Origin of the sequence: Imtechella halotolerans (assembly GCF_028743515.2) — a bacterium.
GTDB classification, from domain to species: domain Bacteria; phylum Bacteroidota; class Bacteroidia; order Flavobacteriales; family Flavobacteriaceae; genus Imtechella; species Imtechella halotolerans.
This window is the reverse complement of the sequence record NZ_CP117969.2, coordinates 2,501,652-2,521,910: the sequence shown is the minus strand read 5'-3', so window position 1 is coordinate 2,521,910 and position 20,259 is coordinate 2,501,652. Positions and strand designations below refer to the sequence as shown.

Annotated in this window: 7 protein-coding genes and 1 tRNA gene; 6 read left to right on the top strand and 2 right to left on the bottom strand. The window is 35.6% G+C overall.

The features are described from left to right. Window positions 1-90: 90 nt before the first annotated feature. The 6 genes from PT603_RS11290 (at window position 91) to PT603_RS11265 (ending at window position 18,774) form a co-directional block, all read left to right on the top strand. Window positions 91-3,876, top strand: a complete 3,786-nt coding sequence (locus PT603_RS11290) for a T9SS type B sorting domain-containing protein (protein WP_008236417.1) — start codon at window positions 91-93, stop codon at window positions 3,874-3,876. Window positions 3,877-3,882: 6 nt separating this feature from the next. Continuing rightward, a complete protein-coding gene (locus PT603_RS11285) occupies window positions 3,883-5,868 on the top strand; it encodes a PorP/SprF family type IX secretion system membrane protein (RefSeq protein ID WP_008236420.1) in 1,986 nt (661 codons plus the stop codon). 43 nt (window positions 5,869-5,911) lie between these two features. Continuing rightward, a complete protein-coding gene (locus tag PT603_RS11280; RefSeq protein WP_008236422.1) occupies window positions 5,912-17,248 on the top strand; it encodes a T9SS type B sorting domain-containing protein in 11,337 nt (3,778 codons plus the stop codon). 17 nt (window positions 17,249-17,265) lie between these two features. Beyond that, a complete protein-coding gene (locus PT603_RS11275; protein WP_008236424.1) occupies window positions 17,266-18,237 on the top strand; it encodes a PorP/SprF family type IX secretion system membrane protein in 972 nt (323 codons plus the stop codon). 41 nt (window positions 18,238-18,278) lie between these two features. Then, window positions 18,279-18,635 (top strand): dihydroneopterin aldolase, encoded by a 357-nt coding sequence (folB, locus tag PT603_RS11270; protein WP_008236425.1) that lies wholly within the window; start codon window positions 18,279-18,281, stop codon window positions 18,633-18,635. A gap of 68 nt (window positions 18,636-18,703) precedes the next feature. After that, window positions 18,704-18,774: transfer RNA gene (locus PT603_RS11265), tRNA-Cys, on the top strand. Between the two features lie 16 nt (window positions 18,775-18,790). On the opposite strand, the gene PT603_RS11260 is transcribed toward PT603_RS11265, so the two are convergent. Together PT603_RS11260 and PT603_RS11255 are read right to left on the bottom strand one after the other, a co-directional pair. Then, window positions 18,791-19,492, bottom strand: a complete 702-nt coding sequence (locus PT603_RS11260) for a LysE family translocator (RefSeq protein WP_008236427.1) — start codon at window positions 19,490-19,492, stop codon at window positions 18,791-18,793. A gap of 98 nt (window positions 19,493-19,590) precedes the next feature. Continuing rightward, window positions 19,591-20,259, bottom strand: a complete 669-nt coding sequence (locus PT603_RS11255; RefSeq protein ID WP_008236428.1) for a head GIN domain-containing protein — start codon at window positions 20,257-20,259, stop codon at window positions 19,591-19,593.

The following is a 20,259-nucleotide window of genomic DNA, read 5'->3' as shown; positions in this document are numbered from 1 at the left end:
CTTTTAAACACCCAAATGAAGTAGACTTCCAATAACACCCCCAGGAGTCTTTGGAAATGAACTGAATAACTAACCTAAACTGTGCTGTGTATGAATACAATTCTACGCGCTCAAACAAGTCGGCTTCTTATAGTTGCACTAGTCCTCTTATGTGTGAACAGTGTTTCCTATGGTCAAAACTTAAAAAAGCCTACTTTATTATTCACAGCACCCTGTGCAAGTGAAAATTTTAATCAGTATAAGGTTAATTTTTCATGGGATCCACCGTTAGTATCTAGTACAAATACCTTCACATTAGAACTATCTGATGCTTCAGGAAGTTTTTCTTCACCTACAACGCTAACGACGGTTAGCAACATGAATACAACCTTAAATTTTGATTTCACATTTTCATTCCCAACCAATACTGCAGGAAACAATTTCCGTGTACGTGTACGCAGTTCAAATCCAGCACTAATTAGTCCAGAAAGTAATACATTCGAAGCATACTACTTAAATATAAACCAACCCCTAGTTATAAATAACTATGAAAATATTATATTATGTAACAATGCTACAGCCACTATTCAAGTAAACAACTTTCCTAATGAACCTGCTTATAGATGGTATAAAGATAACCTACTCATTTCTGGCCAAACAGGATCTTCATTACAGGTCTCACAACCTGGAACTTATTATGCTAGATTAGAATATGGTCCAAATTGTTCTAGTGTCACCACCTCAAATTACGTAACTGTTAGTTCAAGTGGAACTGCTTCTATAGCCATTAACGGTAGTAATTCTATTGACCTTTGTACAAACAGTAATCATACACTAACAGCAAGCCCAGTAGACCCAACCTTAGATTATTTTTGGTACAAAGACAATACTTTAGTTGCGTCAGGACTAGGAATGTCAAGTTATACCATTGATACCAGTGTTCAAACAGCAGAAGGAACATATCACGTAGAAGCTTCCAAACAAGGTACATGTAGACAAGCATCAGGCAATGTAGTTGCCAAGTTCACTGATTTTACTGCTACAATAACCAACCAGGACACCACAATGATAATGCCTTGGGACACAGTAACATTAAACACATCCACAAGTGCAGTAAGTCCAACATATCAATGGTTCAAAGACGGTGTAGCCATCAATGGTGCAACTAGTGCAACCCTTATAGCTACTGATAAAGGGGTATACTATGCAGAAATCACACAAAACAATGGATGTATTAGCACAAAGGCTACTAAAAACATTACGATTAAACATCCAGATCAATTTACAGTAACTATAGGTACTATAAGTTCCTATAATTCTTGTCAAAGCACCCAAGCAACAATAGGAGTAACCGAAATTAGATACTGGTATGAGGGTAACATTAATCCCATAAATCCAACCAATTACAATCAATTTAGTTATTCATGGACAAATAATGGTACAGCAATACCTTCTGCCACCACAACTAATTACACCATTGGATCCGATATAGAAAATGGAACCTATCAATTGACTATAGCTGTAGCAGGACTAACAGCAACATCAAATACATTAACAATTCAGTTAGCAACTAGTAATCCAATCGCAATCTTAGGATCAACAACACTAGCTTTGTGTACAGGTACAAACCATACACTTGAAGCAGATATTAATGACTCTTCTTTAACGTATACTTGGTACAAGGATAATAACCAAGTAGCAAACGGTGCCGGTTTATATACTTATACTATTGACACTAATTCACCTAGCGCTTCTGGCACTTATTACGTAACTGTAACTAAACCAAACTTTTGTACTCAAACTTCTGCCCCTGTAACGGCAAATTTTGAATCGTTTTCTGCTTCCTTATCACCAAACGCAGATACCTTATTAATGCCTTGGGAGAGTGTAACAATAACAGCACTTACCAATGCTTCAAATCCTAGTTATGCATGGTACCAAAATGGACAATTAATTAATGGGGTAACCGCCGCTACTCTGACAGTATCTCAACCAGGAAATTACTACGCAATAGTAACGGAAAACACAAGCTGTAATGCCAATGTAACTACCGAGACCATATCCGTATCTCATCCTCAAACATTTACCCTAACAATAGGTGAAACATCCACCTACACAGCATGTACAAGTACAGATATAAACTTAGGTGTAGTTGAACTAAGAGCATCAATTGCTGACGGAACCTCCGTTATTGTACCCGTTTCAGAATACATATATTTCTCAAAAGAATGGCAAAAAGATAATACTACAGTAAATGGACAAACCGCAGCTTCCATTAGTTTGAATACTGAAAATGAAAATGGGAACTATCAACTAATCTTTAAATTAAACAGCTATACAGCCATCTCCAATTCATTTAATGTACAATTAGCAAACAGTCAGATTCTATCAATAATCGGAAATGATAATGTAATTTTATGTCCTCAAAGTAGTTACACTTTAGAAGCCTCTATCCAAGATAATACAAAAACATATACTTGGTTTAAGGACAATGTACAAGTTTCATCTGGAATTGCTCAATATACCTATAACATCACAGAAGCAGGTACTTATTATGTAACAACAAACAAATCTGGATTTTGTTCTCAAACTTCTCAAACTATAACCGTTTCAGAAAATTCTTTATTTGCGAATTTGGTAAATACGGAAGAAGTGATGATATTGCCATACCAAACTACAGATATCAACGTCACTACAAATATGAACAATCCCACCTATGTGTGGTATAAAGACAATGTACTACTAGCTGGTGAAACAGGTGCTACCTTAACAGTAAATGCACCCGGAACTTATCATGCAGTTGTATCACAAAATAATGGCTGTACCTATTCAGCTACAACTGAAACTAAAACTGTTTTATTTCCAGATGAAATTACTGCAACTATAGCAATACAAGGAACTTTTTCATCCTGCGATAGCACAAACGCAACTCTTTCTATAGCCACCTTAACAGCAGAAACCTATAGTGGAATTGTACAAACAATCCCAATAACTGATTATATACATTACAATTTTAGCTGGTTAAATAGTGGAATACCTATTAGTGGAGAAACGAACTATACAATTACTATTCCATCTACAAATCCAACAGGAACATATGAACTGCGAGTTATGCTAGGTACACTATTAGCTTTCTCAAACACCATAGATATTACTTTTGTTTCCATTGAAGATGTTACAATAAGTAGTCCTGATACGGTACTTTGTGATAACAGTACTATCCTACTTAGTAGTAGCACTAACTTACCAGAATATACCTACCAATGGTATAGAAACGGTACGGCTATTGTCAATTCCAATATGCCTACTTATAGTGTAACCCAGGATGGTTCCTATCTATTAGAAATAAGTTATAATGGCTGTGTAAAACAATCCAATACAATTACAATTGTGCCTGTAAATGAGGATTTAATAACATTAGACAGCCCAAAAACAATAAATATACCAGAAGGTTATACTAAAGTAGTTACAGCTAGCGGTGGCGATTCCTATTTGTGGATGGATCCTAACGGAACAGTTATAAGTTCTTCGAACAGTGCAACATTATCACTTGAAGGCATATATACACTTATTGCAACTGTAGGATCTTGTGATATTGTAATGGAAATTACAGTCCGATACCAAGTAAGTTTGGTAATTCCGAATGTAATAAGCCCAAATATGGATGGCTTTAATGACCAATGGGTAATTCCGGTAGAATATGCATATAACGAAGATGTAGAAGTATATATCTTCACTCAAAAAGGAGAAGTGTTGCTTAAAACCAATGCTTATCAAAATAATTGGCCAGAAGTGCCATTAACGAACACTGGAAAAGGGAACACTCCTGTGTATTTTTATAAACTTATACGTAATAATATGGTATTGAAACAAGGCACGATAACGATCGTAAATTAGTAAGTCATGTTTTTCAAGGGCCACATAACATGTGCTTTACTATTGCTTTTCTTGTCTGTTAAACTAACGGCACAGGAAAACGATCCTTTTATTGCCATAGAGGTGCCATCACATAATATGATAAAGTATAATCAATTTTTCTTAAACCCTACATTTTCTGCAGTTAACCAGCAGGATACCTATCTCAGTTTCTATCACAGAAACCAATGGAATGAGTTTACAGATAATTTTAGAACATACTTAGCCACCTATGGGAGTAAAGTGCAAGAAAAATATGGTTTAGGCCTTTCTATATACCATCAGAAAATAGGAGTGATTAATAACTTTGGTATTGTTGGCAATTATGCTTATGAAGTCACCATTAATGATGACATGAAATTCACTTTAGGGATGAATATTTCCTATTACAATAGTGGTTTTGATAAAGTTAATTCTGTTACAGCTGAACCTGACCCCAGAATAGCAGAATACCAGGTAAATTCTCTTTTTGATATTCAACCAGGACTTAATTTCAACTATAAAAACTGGCATGTAGGGGTTACAGCAGCCAATTTCTTTGACTTTAATCTATCAGACAAGGAAAAAGTAACTGCCTTAGCTGAAAAAACAATTACAGGGCACCTTTTGTATGTAAATCCTCTAAACTCCTATGGGATTTTTGAAGATGGCAATGTTAATTTCATGGCAAGGGTCCAAAAACCTGGAGATGATGCAATCAATCTTTCAGGAAGCATTCTTTTGGATTTACCAAGAGCTGGATGGGCACATGGGGGTTATGACCAATTTTATGGTATTTCAGCAGGAATAGGATTTCACCTAAATAACTTCTTAAGTCTAGGATTCTCCTATGAAAAGGGAATGAATACACTAGTTACTAATATGGGTGAAACCTATGAAGTAAATTTCACTTACAATATATCAGCAGCCAGAGAAGGAAGACCAAGCATGATTAAAAATTTAGTGGAAGCTCCCGTAAAAGAAAAAGAAATTAAAAAAGAAATTACCTCAGACAAAAAACAAAAAGAAGAGCTTGTTACCAACGAGGAAACAAAAAAAGAAATAGAAGAACTCCCAAAAACAGTTCAACCTTCCACTGAAACAATAGCAAATACTAAAACTACCACATCAGAAAAAATAAAAAGTACAAGTGAGGTAGAAAAGGAAATAGCAGCACTTGAGGCTGAGATTGAAGCCCTTAAAAAACATATAGAAGATATTAATAATACACTTCAAAATACAAAGTCTTCAACACAAACAAATCAAACAAACCAAGCGATAGCCGAAACTAGAAAACCAATAGATAAAATTGAAGAAAAAGAATATACGGTAACCACCAAAAAATTTGAAATTGATACAGAAAATCCAAGTGTACTAGCTAAAATGACAGACGGATTTTATGTAGTTGCAGATGTATTCACAAGTACTGATGACCTTAAAAAATTTATTGATAAGCTGGCTGAGAGGGGAATAAATGCCAAATCATTTAATGATCCGGAGTCAGGCCAAAGCTATGCCTATTTAGATCACTATAGCTCTTGGGATGAAGCAGTAGAAGCGGCCCAAGACAAATATGGTTTTGATGTTTGGATTATGCAAATAAATAAAAGGACCAAAGATGGAATAAACACGCAAACAGAGCCACCTAAATTAGTCGCTGCGCCTAGAAAATCAACAAACAATTCAACAAACGTTGCCGAAGTTGAGTTAAGAAGACAAGATCCAATTGAGGCTAGAACTATTGTAATTCCAAATATGACCCCAGGATATTACATAGTACCTGGCGTATTTGAAGACAGAAACAATGCATTTAGATTTATAGAACGATTACAGAATTACGGACTTAACCCTGATTATTTTATTAACCCTGAAAATGACTATGTATACATTTATTTAAAACATACTAAAAGCTGGAATGATGCCATGTATCAGTATTATTCTAGTCTAGATAATACATACTATGGAAAAATCTGGATAATGCATGTAAAAAACTAAAAACCCCAAATAACCAAAATAACTAATCCCAACAGCGTCCATCATGAAAAAAGGATTTTTAAAATACCTGAACTTCAGTTGTTATCTTAGCCTACTCTTTGTAGCTTCCTCTTTGCAAGCGCAAGTAAAAAACCCTTTTGATATACGATATCAAGACAACATAAGAGGGGAACTTACTTTTATTGCCAATAATATAGTCAATAGCCAGACCTCTTCAAGTTCGGCAAACACTGCCTATAATTTTACCGGAGACAACTCATCATACAATGATGATTTAAATATGCAGTATATTGATATTGATGGTGATCCAAATACATTCAGTTCCAGTAGTGCAACTTTAACAATACCAGATCCAGGGTGTTCACGTGTTCGTTATGCAGGATTATACTGGTCAGCGGTTTATAAATACAATGATGGTAATGATAGTAATTCAGGGCGATTTAATGATTATAACCAAGTAAAATTTAGAATACCAGGTGGTACCTATCAAGATCTAACTGCAGATGAGGTTCTCTTTAACGGTTTTGGTGATTCGGATTTTGGTGATTACAGTCCCTATGCAGCTTATAAAGATGTGACAACCTTACTAACCTCATTGCCAGATCCTAATGGAGAATATTTTGTAGCAAATGTAAGGGCTAGTACGGGAGATGATATAACAGGAGGTGTATCTGGGGGTTGGACCTTGGTTATTGTTTATGAAAATCCGACCTACCCTGGAAAATACATTACCACTTATGATGGATATGCAGGTATTAAATCTGGGCAAAGTGTTGATATTCCTTATAACGGTTTTATTACCCTTCCTCCACCCTATCCTGTAAATGCCAAATTAGCAGTAGCAGCATTGGAAGGAGACAATCGTATTACAGGTGACCAATTATCTATTAAAGCCAATAGCAATTCAAGTTTTACAACACTCGGAAATAGTGGAAATCCAAACGATAATTTCTTTAATAGTAATATTACCATAGATGGCGCAGTTCAAAACGCAAGGAATCCTAACAGCTTAAATACATTAGGATGGGACGTAGATTTATTTTCAATTGTCAACCCATCGCAGAATGTAATTCCAAACAATGAAACTGGTGCTATACTTCGAGCCAGTTCTACTGGAGATAAATATGATATCTTTTTTAGCTCTATAGATGTAGAAATCATTGAACCGGACATTGTCCTTCTTAAAACTGTAGAAGATATTGGAGGAAATGATATAGGAGGTGCTGACGTTACTTTGGGGCAAATTTTGGAATATGTACTTACTTTTCAAAACAATGGAAATGATGATGCTATAAATTATAGCATTCGTGATATTCTTCCCATTAATACCAATTTTATTTCTGCGGATTTCACTAATGCCCCTGGAACCACCTTTACACATGACCCTTCAACACGTCAATTACTATTCCAAATTCCAGATAATCTGGTCGAAAAGGGAGATCCGGCATATACTATACGTATAAGAGTCCAAGTAGTAGAAAATTGCAACGAGTTACAAGACGCATGTGCAAATATTATACAGAATCAGGCTTATGGTACTTACCGAGGGGAATTAAATGACAATCAAATTTCTGATGATCCAAGTTTTGCGCAATGGGATGCTTGTGGATTTGGAACACCTGCTCCAGCCAACTTTTTAGTTGATATAGATGATTGTGATTTTAGAAGAACAGAAGTTCTATGTGGATCCAACATCACCTTGACCGCTGGAAATGGATTTACGAGCTATCAATGGCGCAATGGTGCAGGTACTGTAATAGGAAATACCCAAAGTATCACTGTTAACACTCCAGGCACCTATATTGTAACAAAAACTGCTCCGGCTCCTTGTGTTAGCTTTGACGAAACAATCGATGTTATCTTTTATGGACCCAATACTACTAATCCAATAATTCCTTTTGCTGATGAAGTAGTAACCTGCGTAAACGACGGTTCTCAACTACCTAAAATTTATTTATGTGGTCTTAACGATGAACGATTTTTAAATCTTAATTTAACCGATGCCAGTGTAGTTAATTGGCAACAACTGGTAGAAGGTAGTTGTACTTTAAACACTTTGGATAACTGTCCTAATACTAATGAAAATTGTTCATGGAACACCATAGCAACTGGTAGTAGTTATAACGTATCAACCGAGGGTGAATATCGTATTGAAATAATTTACCAAAATGGGTGTCCTGCTTACTATTACTTTAAAGTATACACCAATCCACTTAATCCAGATGTTCGTAAACAAGATATATTATGTGGAAATGATGGAGAGATAACTGTAATAAATGTTCCTAGCAGTGATTATGAATTTCAGTTGATTAATCAAGCAACTAATGCTGTGGTACAAACATGGCAAACCAATCCTACTTTCAATGTATCAACGCCAGGTGCTTATACCGTTGAAATTCGTCAAACACTAGTGACAAATGGATGTACCTTCTATGTACGAGATATTGGAATCCTAGAACGAGATTTCAATGTAAACGTTATCAAACAAGACGTTGACTGTACAAATTTGGGAAGCATTCGTTTACAAGCAAACAATGCATTACCCCAATATTATTATGAACTATATACTAATAGCAATACACTTATCGCTTCTCATGGACCAAGTGACGATAATGATTATACCTTCACAGGATTAAATCCAGGCGATTACAGGGTACGACTTTATACAGATAATGGATGTGAGTTTGATGGTACAGTTACTATTAACAACTTAAACAATTTAGCTCTTATAGCCCGTACTTCCCAGCATATTACTTGTAAGGAAGGAAATATCCAAATGCAGTCAACAGGAGGACTAACACCACACCTTTACGCAATCTGGAACTATACCCCAGAAAACGGAGCATTAAAACCTGCTATTAGTTATGCAGATTATGCATCTATACCAAACAGTGCATGGCAAAGTAGTCAGATATTTGATATTCCAATTGGAGCACAAGGTACCTACCAGTTTATAGTTGTTGACAGAAATGGATGTTTTGCATTATCAAATTTAGAAGATATTGAACTTATTCCACCAATAGAATATACTGTAAAACCTGAAGATATTAAATGTTATGGTGAAAGTACCGGAAGTATAGGTATCAATATTATAAGCGCTGGTCAAGGTGGTTATAAAATTAAATATGAATTAGTAGCTCCAGATGGTACCATATTAACAACCAATTCAGGAACTTATGGCAATCTAGCAGCTGGTCAATACGAACTTATAGTATATCAATTTCATGGAAGTTTTGACGCTGATGGAGCTTGTATATTTAGACATGACATCACTATAAATCAACCAGATAGTCCACTTACAGGACAAGCTGAAATTACTACTACACTAAAATGTGATCCAACTAATGCCATAGTTGGTGCAACACTAACTGCCATAAATGTGTCTGGAGGAACAGCTCCATATCAATACAGTATTAATGGTATAGACTTTTCAAATACAACTGGTGTATTTAACAATTTATCCGCCGGAACTTATACCCTAACCATAAGAGATGCTAATGGGTGTATAATAACAGACACTGAAACAATACAGGCGCTGAATCCTCCTACCGATCTTACCATTACAGCAACAACACCCACTTGTCCGGCCCTTTCAAGTGATGTGAATCTAACTGTAATTGGAGGAACAGCGCCTTATATTTTTGAAATCATTGCGCCTACTAGTGAAGCAATTAATAACGGTAGTAATCCTTTATTCCCAGGACTTACAGCAGGAACATACACCTTTAGAGTAACAGATTCTAATGGATGCTATTATGAAGAAAACTACACAATTGACAGAGTTGTACCTATAGATATCATAGGTCAAACAACCAAAAATATAGATTGTTTTGGAACAGCCAGTGGAGAAGCATTGTTCACAGTAAGTGGATTTTCAACTACCTATTCCTATATATTGAATAGTAATCCTCCAATTACAGGCCAAACAAGTAGTAACATTTCTTTAACTGGGTTGCTGGCTGGTACCTATACAATAACTGTAACAGACGAACTTACAGGTTGCACAGATCAGGCTACTATTGAAATTGAAACACCTACTACCGCCTTAAGCTTAACAGTATCAAATACACCTATTACCTGTATATCAGATGCAAGCATTCAAGCCTCAGCAACTGGAGGATGGGGCGGATTTGAATACAGCTTACAATTACCAGACGGTTCTGTAATAGGACCTCAAAACAATGGTATCTTTAATAACCTCACACAAGAAGGGCAATATATTGTTACAGTCACTGATATAAATGGTTGTATAGAGACTTCTCAGATAACATTGGAAACACCAGTACCTATTACAGCCAGTCTTTTGGTTACAGATTGGTGTGTAGATGCTAACGGAGCAAGCTTTACTGTTACTGCAGCTGGTGGGCAGCCTCCATATTTATATAGTTTTTCAGGAAGTACTCCATCAGCTAATAATACATTTACTAATCTCCCATCAATATCATCCGGCCCGGTAAAAGTAATTGACGCATATGGTTGTTGGGTAGAAATAGAAGTCCCAGCCTTTCAAGATAAACTAATTGCAATTGCAAGCCTTACAAAAGATTTAGATTGTTCTCCATCGCCTGATGGCAATATTGAGGTAACTATCAATGGAGGATACCAACCCTATACTTATGAAGTAAACTATAATGGTGGAGGTTACAACGGTACACCTATTACTGCTGGTGCAACTACCTTTAATTACCCAGTAGTAAATCCAGGAACTTATCAATTCAAAATAGTAGATGAGAAAGGCTGTGAAACTGAATCAAATATCATAACAGTAACTCCTAAAGTATCTCCTTCAATTACTGCAGTAACGCAAATACAACCTATTTTATGTCATGGTGATGCATCAGGAGCCATTGAAATAGAAATCGACAGAACCACAGGATTATTACCTTTTGATATCACAATTACAGGACAAACAACTGGTCACACCGAAACTATAACTGATAGTTTTGACTACGAAATTATCTTTTCAGGTTTACCAGCTGATACTTATGATATTATTCTACAAGATGCCAAGGGATGTCAAGCAGTTCATTCTATTACAATAAGTGAACCAGATCCAATTACATTTGATCTTAATCAATCATATATAACTTGTATTCCAGGTGGAACAAGCCTAGGCGAAATTATTATAGAGAATGTAATTGGAGGTACAGCGCCTTATACCTATTATTGGAGAAATAATTTTGGAAGTTCTGATTTCTATCCAGCCCTCTCGGCAGAAAATCATACATTTACTGTTATTGATTATGGTTTTTATGAGGTTGAAATAGTCGATGCCAATGGATGTAGCACTATAAAATCATTAACGATGGCTTCTCCTCCTAATGGCCTTGAAATAAATATTTCTACAACTGCCGCAAATTGTATTACTGGAGCCACTGCCACTGTAACCGTTATTTCATCTATTGGTAGTAACAATTATGAATTTGCAATTTTAGAATTTCCAACTAGTCCTTATGCCAACCCTAGTAATTATTTACCACCTACCGCACCCTCAGTGGATTCCCATACCTTTACAGGCCTAATTCCAGGAGTTGAATATACTTTTGTCGTATATGACAAAGACACGAATTGTTACTTTTTAGAATCTGCCAATATACCTCCTTTAGCCGCACCAAGCATTGAAGTTTCCGCACTAACACACCACAACATAAGTTGTACTGGTGCTAATGATGGTAGTATAGATTTTACAGTTTCAGGCTATGATGTAGGAGCAACAGGTATCCATTATGAAATTTTCTATTCATCTAGTATATTATCTACTGGTATATATGGTACTATAACACCTACAGGTACATCAACTACCCTGAACAATATTGGTCCACTAGATCAAGGTAGTTATTACATTGTAGTACAAGAAATAGGAGGTCCAAATGATGGTTGCAAAAACGCATCTCAGCAATTTAGTATACTAGAATCTACAATACCACTTGAAGTAGAGGCAAATGCCATCGATAATGATAACTGTCATCTAAATGCTGGAAAGGTTCATGCCATAGCTCAACACGGAACAGGACCCTATCAGTATATTATCTTATCAGATACAGCAACTGCTCCAGATGAAACAAATGCTGCATGGTCTAGCGTTAATTTATTTAATGTAGAGGCTGGCAATTACATCGTATATGCCATGGATGCCTATGGTTGTATTGTTAATGATCCAGTTGTAGTTGAAGCCGACCCAACAATAGATATTTCGCTTTCAATAGTTGATGATTGTGTTGTTGAGGGTAATTTTGAGGTTTTAGTACATTTTGCAAATGCCACAGACATTGGAGTTGCTCCTTATTCTATAAGTATAAATGGTGGTGTTTTCCAGCAAATTACTATGCCATATACTATTACTGGTTTATCATCGGGATTACTTACAGTAGTCGTTCGTGATAGTAATGGATGTGATGAAACAGAAACATTAACAGTATTAAAACCATTAGGAGCATATGCGGTAGTTACAAACCAACCTTCTTGTTTAAATAATGATGGAGAACTACAAGTAAACGCCTCCGGTGGATCTGGAAATTTTGAATATATTGCATTTAATATCACAACTTCTGTTAGTTATGGACCTCAACCTAATGGTCTGTTTACTGGTTTAAGTGCAGGCCAATATGAAATCACAATTACAGATACTTCTACTGCTTGTCCTATAACCTTAAACGCTACATTAGAAGAGCCCATTCCGGTTATATTCAACGCAATTCCAACGGATGTTAATTGTTTTGGAGGAAGCGATGGTACTATTACTATTGAATTAGATCCAAGTAATACGGATACACCATACACCTACTCAGTAAACGATGGCACTAGCACCATTACCCAAACCAATCCTGTATTCACAGGACTTTCGGCGGGTACCTATACCGTGACAGTGACATCAGGAAAAAACTGTTCGGATTCTAAAACAGTTAGCATTAATCAACCAACCAATCTTACAGCCACCGCAATTGCAACTGATTTTGCCTGTGATCCTGATAATACAGTATTAACTTCTGAAATTACAGTAACTGCTAGTGGAGGTACTGCCCCTTATTTATACAGTATTGACAATGTTAATTTTGGTACCTCTAATATTTTCCAAATAGTAGATAATGGAAGTGTTCAAACTCCAACTATATATGTTAGGGATGCCAATGGTTGTGTTGCTAATGATACAGTAATCATAAATCCTCTTCCAGAAATAACAGCTGTTCTTGTAAGTCAGAATACGGCAATTACCTGTATAAATGATGAAGAAGTTACAGTTACCATCACAGGTGGTTCAGGTAATTTTGAAGTTACATTACTTCCAAATGGCCCTACTCAAATTATTAATGGTAACACCGCAACCTTTACAATAAATAGTGCGGGCAGCTATACATTCCAAGTTACTGATTTAGGAACGCTATGCTATTTTATTACTCAACCATATATTATTAATCCCTATGATACCATTGCTGCAACTGCTACAACTGCAAGTGATGTCACCTGCTTTGGAGATAATAATGGTAGTGTATCACTAAATGTTAGTGGTTATACCGGAAACTATAACTATAATTTACTTGATTCAAGTAATAATTCTGTAGCCACAGGTACAGAAAATACAGCAACCAATCCAATAGTAATTACAGGATTAAATGGAGGTATTTATACTATTTTAGTTACCGCCACTGATGCTCCTTATTGTGATGCCATTACAAATACATTTACGATTAGAACTCCAAGTACACCTTTAGCAGTTACCCTACTAAAAACAGCAGATGTAACTTGTTCAAATGATCAGGGTGAAATTCAAGCAATCGCCACTGGAGGATGGGGATCTTATACGTTTAGATTTACAAATATAACATCAGGAACTCCCGTACTCCTACAAGATTTTAATGCAAATAATTATCTTACAGGACTTGATGCAGGAACCTATGAAGTAACTGTTCGCGATGCTAATGGTTGTGAAGAAACTGATACTGTGGAATTAGAAATTCCTATTCCAATTACTGCAACTATTGCAGCTTCACATACAACTCTTGATTGTTTTGGCGACACCAATGCATCAATTTCAGTTACAGCATCTGGTGGAAGTGGTATTTATGAATATAAATTGCAATACTATGATAGTAACAGTGTATTACAAACATCCCCGATACAATTAAGCCCTATATTCAATAATTTAGGTGCTGGGACCTATAGCGTAATTGTTTCAGATACCTGGTCTTGTGAAGTTCAAACTATTGAGTTAACTATTGCGGAACCAACAGAGGTACAGGCAAGCCTTGTGCTGGATGCTCAGGTAACTTGTACAACCGACGCAAGATTAATTTTATCTGCCACTGGAGGTACTGGCCCGTATGAGTTTAGTTCTTCTCAAAATGGTCCATTTATCCCTTTCGCTAGTGGAACTTCTCACACATTTACTAATGTAACACCTGGAACGTATCAATATTATATCCGTGATAGTTTTGGGTGTGTTGGCCAAGTATCAAATCAATTGGTGGTCGACCCAGTTACTCCACTAGAAATTCATTTAGACCTTACAGCTGCAATAATTAATTGTACAGGTCAATTCAGTGCAGATATTTATGCTACAGCGACAGGAGGATTAGGTAATTATCAATATGAATTACTAGATGATCCATCCGCAATGATACCAATAGCTGGACCTCAACCAACTGGACTATTTACAGGATTGCCAGCAGGAACTTATTACATACAAGTTACCAGTGAAGATTGTGCCGAAGTGTCTTCTCCAGTTGTCATTACAGATCCGGATCCATTGGAAACTGTTACCAATACATTCACAAATGTGACCTGTTTTGGAGACAATGATGGAACCATTACTGTAGAAATGTCAGGAGGCACTGGGATAATTAAATATGCTATTTCGCCTAGCCTAGACAAATTTGATACTATTAACCACTTTACAGATCTGGCTCCAGGCAATTACACAGTTGTAGCACAAGATGCAAACGGTTGTTATGAAGTATTTGATTTTACAATTACTCAACCTGATCTATTAGAAGTAGTTTCTCATAGTGTAACAGACGAAATTTGTTTTAATGCTATGGACGGAACAGCTACTATTACCCTTACAGGTGGTACCGCACCATATTATGTAAGTTTAAATTCATCTGATCCTAGTGATTTTATTGAAATCGTAGGAGATACCTATACTTTTACCGGTTTAATACCAGGGGTACATTTTATCTTTTATAAAGATGCGAATGACTGTGAACACTATTTAATACTTGATGAAATACTTCCAGGGGTAGAACTAACACCTACCTATGAAGTTGATTATAATTGTACTGCCAATGTTCCTGGAAATGTACTTACCATCAGTGTAAATCCTAACGTAGTTGCAGATGTAACCTATAGTCTTAATGGGGGCACACCACAACAAAGTAACATCTTTACTGATGTTCCTCATGGTAATCATATCATTACAGTAAGTCATAGTAACGGTTGTAGGGAAGACTTACCTATTATAATTGAAGAAAAATTCCCTTTACTAATGGATAGTAGAAATTCAGAAGATGTATCCTGTTTTGGTGGGAATGATGGAAGCATTCAATTGGTAATGTCTGGAGGTAATGGTTTAATTGAATACGAATTAAGTTCTAATCTTGGTGTATGGGTAACTTCTGGTACCTTTACAAACCTAATTGCTGGGAATTATACTATACGTGTAAGAGATGAAATTAACTGTGAATTAGAATTCAATTTCACCATTAATGAACCTTTAGAACTAACAGCATCCATTACAGCAAGCACAAATGAAATTTGTCTAGGTGATGCTAATGGAACGGCAACTATTAATGTTACTGGCGGTACTGCTCCATACCAAACGAGCTTAAACAGCAACACAAACTACGTTACTGGCCAATTCGATTTTACTGGATTAACTGTAGGACCTCATACAATATATGTTCGTGATGCTAACAATTGTGAAACTTCAGTACAAGTAATTATTACTGAAGGAGTAGACATTCTTCCATCAGTTGACGCATATACAGTTGATTACAATTGTATGTCTAATGTACCAGGTAACATACTGACTATCAATGTAAATACCTCTGTAGTTGGAGATGTTACATTCAGCCTCAATGGTGGTACACCACAACAAAGTAATATCTTTACTGATGTTGCTGCAGGTTCACATACAGTAACTATTAACCATATAAACGGATGTTCAGTGCCACTAGAAGTAATAATAGAAGCAAAACAACCACTTCTACTTGTTTCTTCTGACTTCACTAATGTTTTATGTAATGGAGGCAATGACGGAAGTATAACTCTAGTTATGAGTGGTGGAAATGGAACGATAGAATACGAATTAAGTTCCAATCCTGGTGTATGGGTAACTTCTGGAATATTCAACGGATTAACAGCTGGAAATTATACAGTAAACGTACGAGACGAAATAAACTGTACTCAAACTTATAATTTTACAATTAATCAACCTACTTCATTGAACTCATCGATTGTCAGCATTCAACCAGAAATATGTGCTGGTGACAGAGACGGAAGTGCACAAATAACAGTTAGTGGTGGAACTGCTCCATACAGTACAAGATTAAACACACAATCAAATTTTGTACAAGGCCAATTCACCTTTAATAATTTGGCTGGTGGAAATTATACGGTCTTTATTAGAGATGCCAATAATTGCGAAATAACCTTACCAGTAACAATAGATTACGGAGCTAATCTTACTGCAAACGTTCAAGTTACTTATGGTTGCGAAAATAATATGCCGAGTAATACAGTTATTGTAAATATTGACCCTACTGTAATTGGTGATGTAGTATTTACATTAAATGGAGTTGATCAATATGAAAACATATTCTATAACGTTCCTCCAGGTCCGCAAATAATTGAAATTCTTCATCCAAATGGGTGTTATGATGTAGTAACATTTAGTATTAATGATATTCAACCATTGACATTGCAAGCAGTACAAAATAACATTAATCAAATTACTGCTATTGCTTCAGGTGGTGCAGGTGGATATCAATATTACTTTAATGATCGCCCATATGGTACTAAAAACACTTACTACATTAACCAATCTGGGTGGTATGATGTAAAAGTTGTAGACGCTAATGGATGTGAAGCCTATGCTCAGATATATATGGAATTCATAGACATATGTATACCAGACCATTTTACACCAAATCAGGACGGAAATAACGATAGCTGGAGTCCATGTAATACAGAAGGATTCCCTAATATCTATACTAAGATTTATGATCGCTATGGACGTCAAGTAGCTTTACTTAGAGTTGGTGATAGTTGGGATGGTACCTATAACGGACAAGAACTTCCAACAGGAGATTATTGGTATGTTATTAAATTGAAAGGAGAAAATGATCCTCGTGAATTTGTTGGACACTTTACATTATATAGATAAGACACAAAAAGGGCACTATGAAAAAATTGATTCTTAGTATATTTATACTTTTGGGCTTTACGAAAATAAGTTTTGCACAAGAAGTAATGATTCCAACTGCAACACAGTACCTGGCGGATAATGAATTTGTTATAGCTCCAACCTATGCTGGAATTGGTGATTATGTGAAAATTCGCCTAAACGGTTTTGCACAATGGATTGGCATAAAAGATGCACCAGACAATCAAACCTTTGTTGGAGATATGCGTTTAGGAATGCGATCTGGTGTAGGCCTATTATTATATAGAGATAGAAACGGAAATACTCAACAATCTGGTTTAAAAGCTAGTTTTGCTCACCATCTTACATTGGATAAGGCCGAAAAACAATTTTTGTCTTTCGGTCTATCCTATAATCTAAACCAGTTTAGAATAGCTACTGAGAACTTTAATCCTGGAAGTAATACTAATAACCCAACACCTGATCCCGGAGTTACTGATGATAGGTCACTCACTAACCATAACTTTGATGTAGGTGTTTTGTATCGAAGTGGTGGTTTCTTTGCTAATCTAACAGTAGGAAATATCCTTAATAAGGATATGGATATATTTGCCATTAATGAACCTAATAAACTAAGAAATTATTCTATTTATACGGGTTATCGTTATAAAAGATACAACAATGGTAAATTTGAATTCGAACCATCTGTATTCTATCAATTATATGAAAGCGATGGACGTTCAAGTACAGATATCAATATTAAAGCAAGATTGCTTGATTTCGAAGACTACTATTGGGCTGGCATTACCTATCGGTTTCTAAATGATCAAATTGCAAGACCCCTTACTGTAGGGCCTATGTTTGGTCTAAAGAAATCCAATTTATATTTTGGTTACTCATATCAAATTACTTTGAATGAATTAAGCATGTACAATTCTGGGACACATATGGTAACCATTGGTCTTGATTTATTCCAAGGTATTAGTAATTGTCCTTGTATGATGAGATAGATGACTAAGCTTTGTACATTTGTATTTTAAATACTTGAATAGTGGGAATAATAAAAGTTACCAACATTAAGGTTTATGCCTATCATGGTTGCCTTGATGAAGAAGGAAAAATTGGGAGTGATTATAGGGTTGATGTTATGGTAAAAGCCAATTTACAACCATCAGCCTATAGTGACCACTTAGCTGACACAATCGATTACGTGCACGTGAATAGAATTGTCAAAGAAGAAATGGGTATTCGTTCTAAATTATTAGAACACGTTGCAAAAAGAATTATTGATCGCATTTTCAAAGAAATACCTATTGCTGCTCAAGCAACTGTAGCTGTTTCCAAATTAAATCCTCCTATAGGTGGAGACGTTGAAAGTGTAACCATTGAAATGACCTTGTTACGTTAAGGTAGGAAAGCACGCAATTTTTAATTGGATTTATAAAATTAATTAGTAGATTTGCCGTCCAAAACGATGGCATCGTGGCCGAGTGGCTAGGCAGAGGTCTGCAAAACCTTGTACAGCGGTTCGAATCCGCTCGATGCCTCAACAAAAAAGCACCTTTAATAGGTGCTTTTTTCTTTTACTCGAATATTTTCTAGTGTATTCTTTAATTTTTCTTTCTCTGCGGGGAAAAAACCCTGCAGTACTAGTCCTATACCAAAAACCACAAGAATCACGCTTATAACGCTTTTAATACGGTAAATACGCAATGTTGTGAGCTTGTTCCTAAGTTGCTTTGCTAAAAGTATCTTTAAACAGTCCACTAAAAGGTAAGAAACAATAATAGTACTGAAAAAAGTAATGATTCGTTTTGGTTCCATATCTAGTTGTGGACCGAATACTATAATAATTCCCAACCAAAATCCTAAAACACCAATATTTATAAAATTTAAGAGAAATCCTTTAAAAAATAGACTTAAATAATTCTTTTTAAGAGGTTCAAAAGTATCAGCATCCTCCTTTTTCTTTTTAAGGTAATCTCTTCGCTGTTTAACATAAGAAATAACACCATAACTTAACAAAATAGCACCACCGAAAATGAATAGTCCAGGATCATCTTTTAGCTTTTCTAATATTTGATTAGTACTAAAATAAGCAACTAGAATAAAAAAGACATCTCCTACTATTACACCTAAATCAAAAACAAATGCAGCCCTAAAGCCTTTAAGAGCACCAGTCTCTAATAATACAAAAAAAACAGGACCAATGGTAAAGGCAAGTAAAATTCCCCATGGAATTGCTGCAAGTATATCTTGAATCATAATAAAAGCTTAGCAATTCAAAAGTAGGAAAAAGGCAATAATAAAGCACCTTTATAGAAAGAATAAGGTGCTTTATTATTTTTTAAAAATTCAAAAATTTATTGTTCTACAATTGTACCTCCTAAAACTGTTTGTTGATCTATAGCTTTTGGCTTACCATATATTCGTATGGTACCACCAGCTCTCACCTTGGCATTTACATACTCAGATGCATTAATATACGCATTCCCGCCAGCACTTACTTGAACAGTTGTCTGTTCGGTTTTTAATAAATCGCCTTCGAAAAATCCTCCAGTATTCACTTGAACATCTTGATTTTTAGCAATTCCACTCACTTCAATTCTTCCTCCAGAAACTGCTTTACTCATAAGTTTCTGAACATTAGTTTTAATGTTTATCTCTCCTCCCTCCTGCACTCTTAAATCTAAACTTACCTGAGAAAATGTCTCTTTAGAGGTAATAAGCGATTGCTCATTAGCATCCAATAAATCTATAGAATTATTGAAGTAGACCTTAACGAATGTGGTATGACCATTGAAAATTTTATTAATCTTCATCCGAATTTTCAAAATACCATTAGTATTTACTACTACCACTTCATCAGTAGATTCACCTGATATTTCAACCTTATTTTCCGTCGAGGAAATAAGTGTTACTGAAAGTCCATCATAAACCTTTAATTCATTGAAAGAACCAACTTCCTTAGTAAGTTGCGCAAACGAAGCAGCTGAAAAAAACATAGCTGCAAATAATATCAAATGATGCAT

Coding starts and splice junctions, on each gene's coding strand:
- PT603_RS11275 (WP_008236424.1), top strand. CDS start 17,266: ATGAAAAAATTGATTCTTAGTATATTTATACTTTTGGGCTTTACGAAA.
- PT603_RS11255 (WP_008236428.1), bottom strand. CDS start 20,259: ATGCATCATTTGATATTATTTGCAGCTATGTTTTTTTCAGCTGCTTCG.
- PT603_RS11285 (WP_008236420.1), top strand. CDS start 3,883: ATGTTTTTCAAGGGCCACATAACATGTGCTTTACTATTGCTTTTCTTG.
- PT603_RS11280 (WP_008236422.1), top strand. CDS start 5,912: ATGAAAAAAGGATTTTTAAAATACCTGAACTTCAGTTGTTATCTTAGC.
- PT603_RS11290 (WP_008236417.1), top strand. CDS start 91: ATGAATACAATTCTACGCGCTCAAACAAGTCGGCTTCTTATAGTTGCA.
- PT603_RS11260 (WP_008236427.1), bottom strand. CDS start 19,492: ATGATTCAAGATATACTTGCAGCAATTCCATGGGGAATTTTACTTGCC.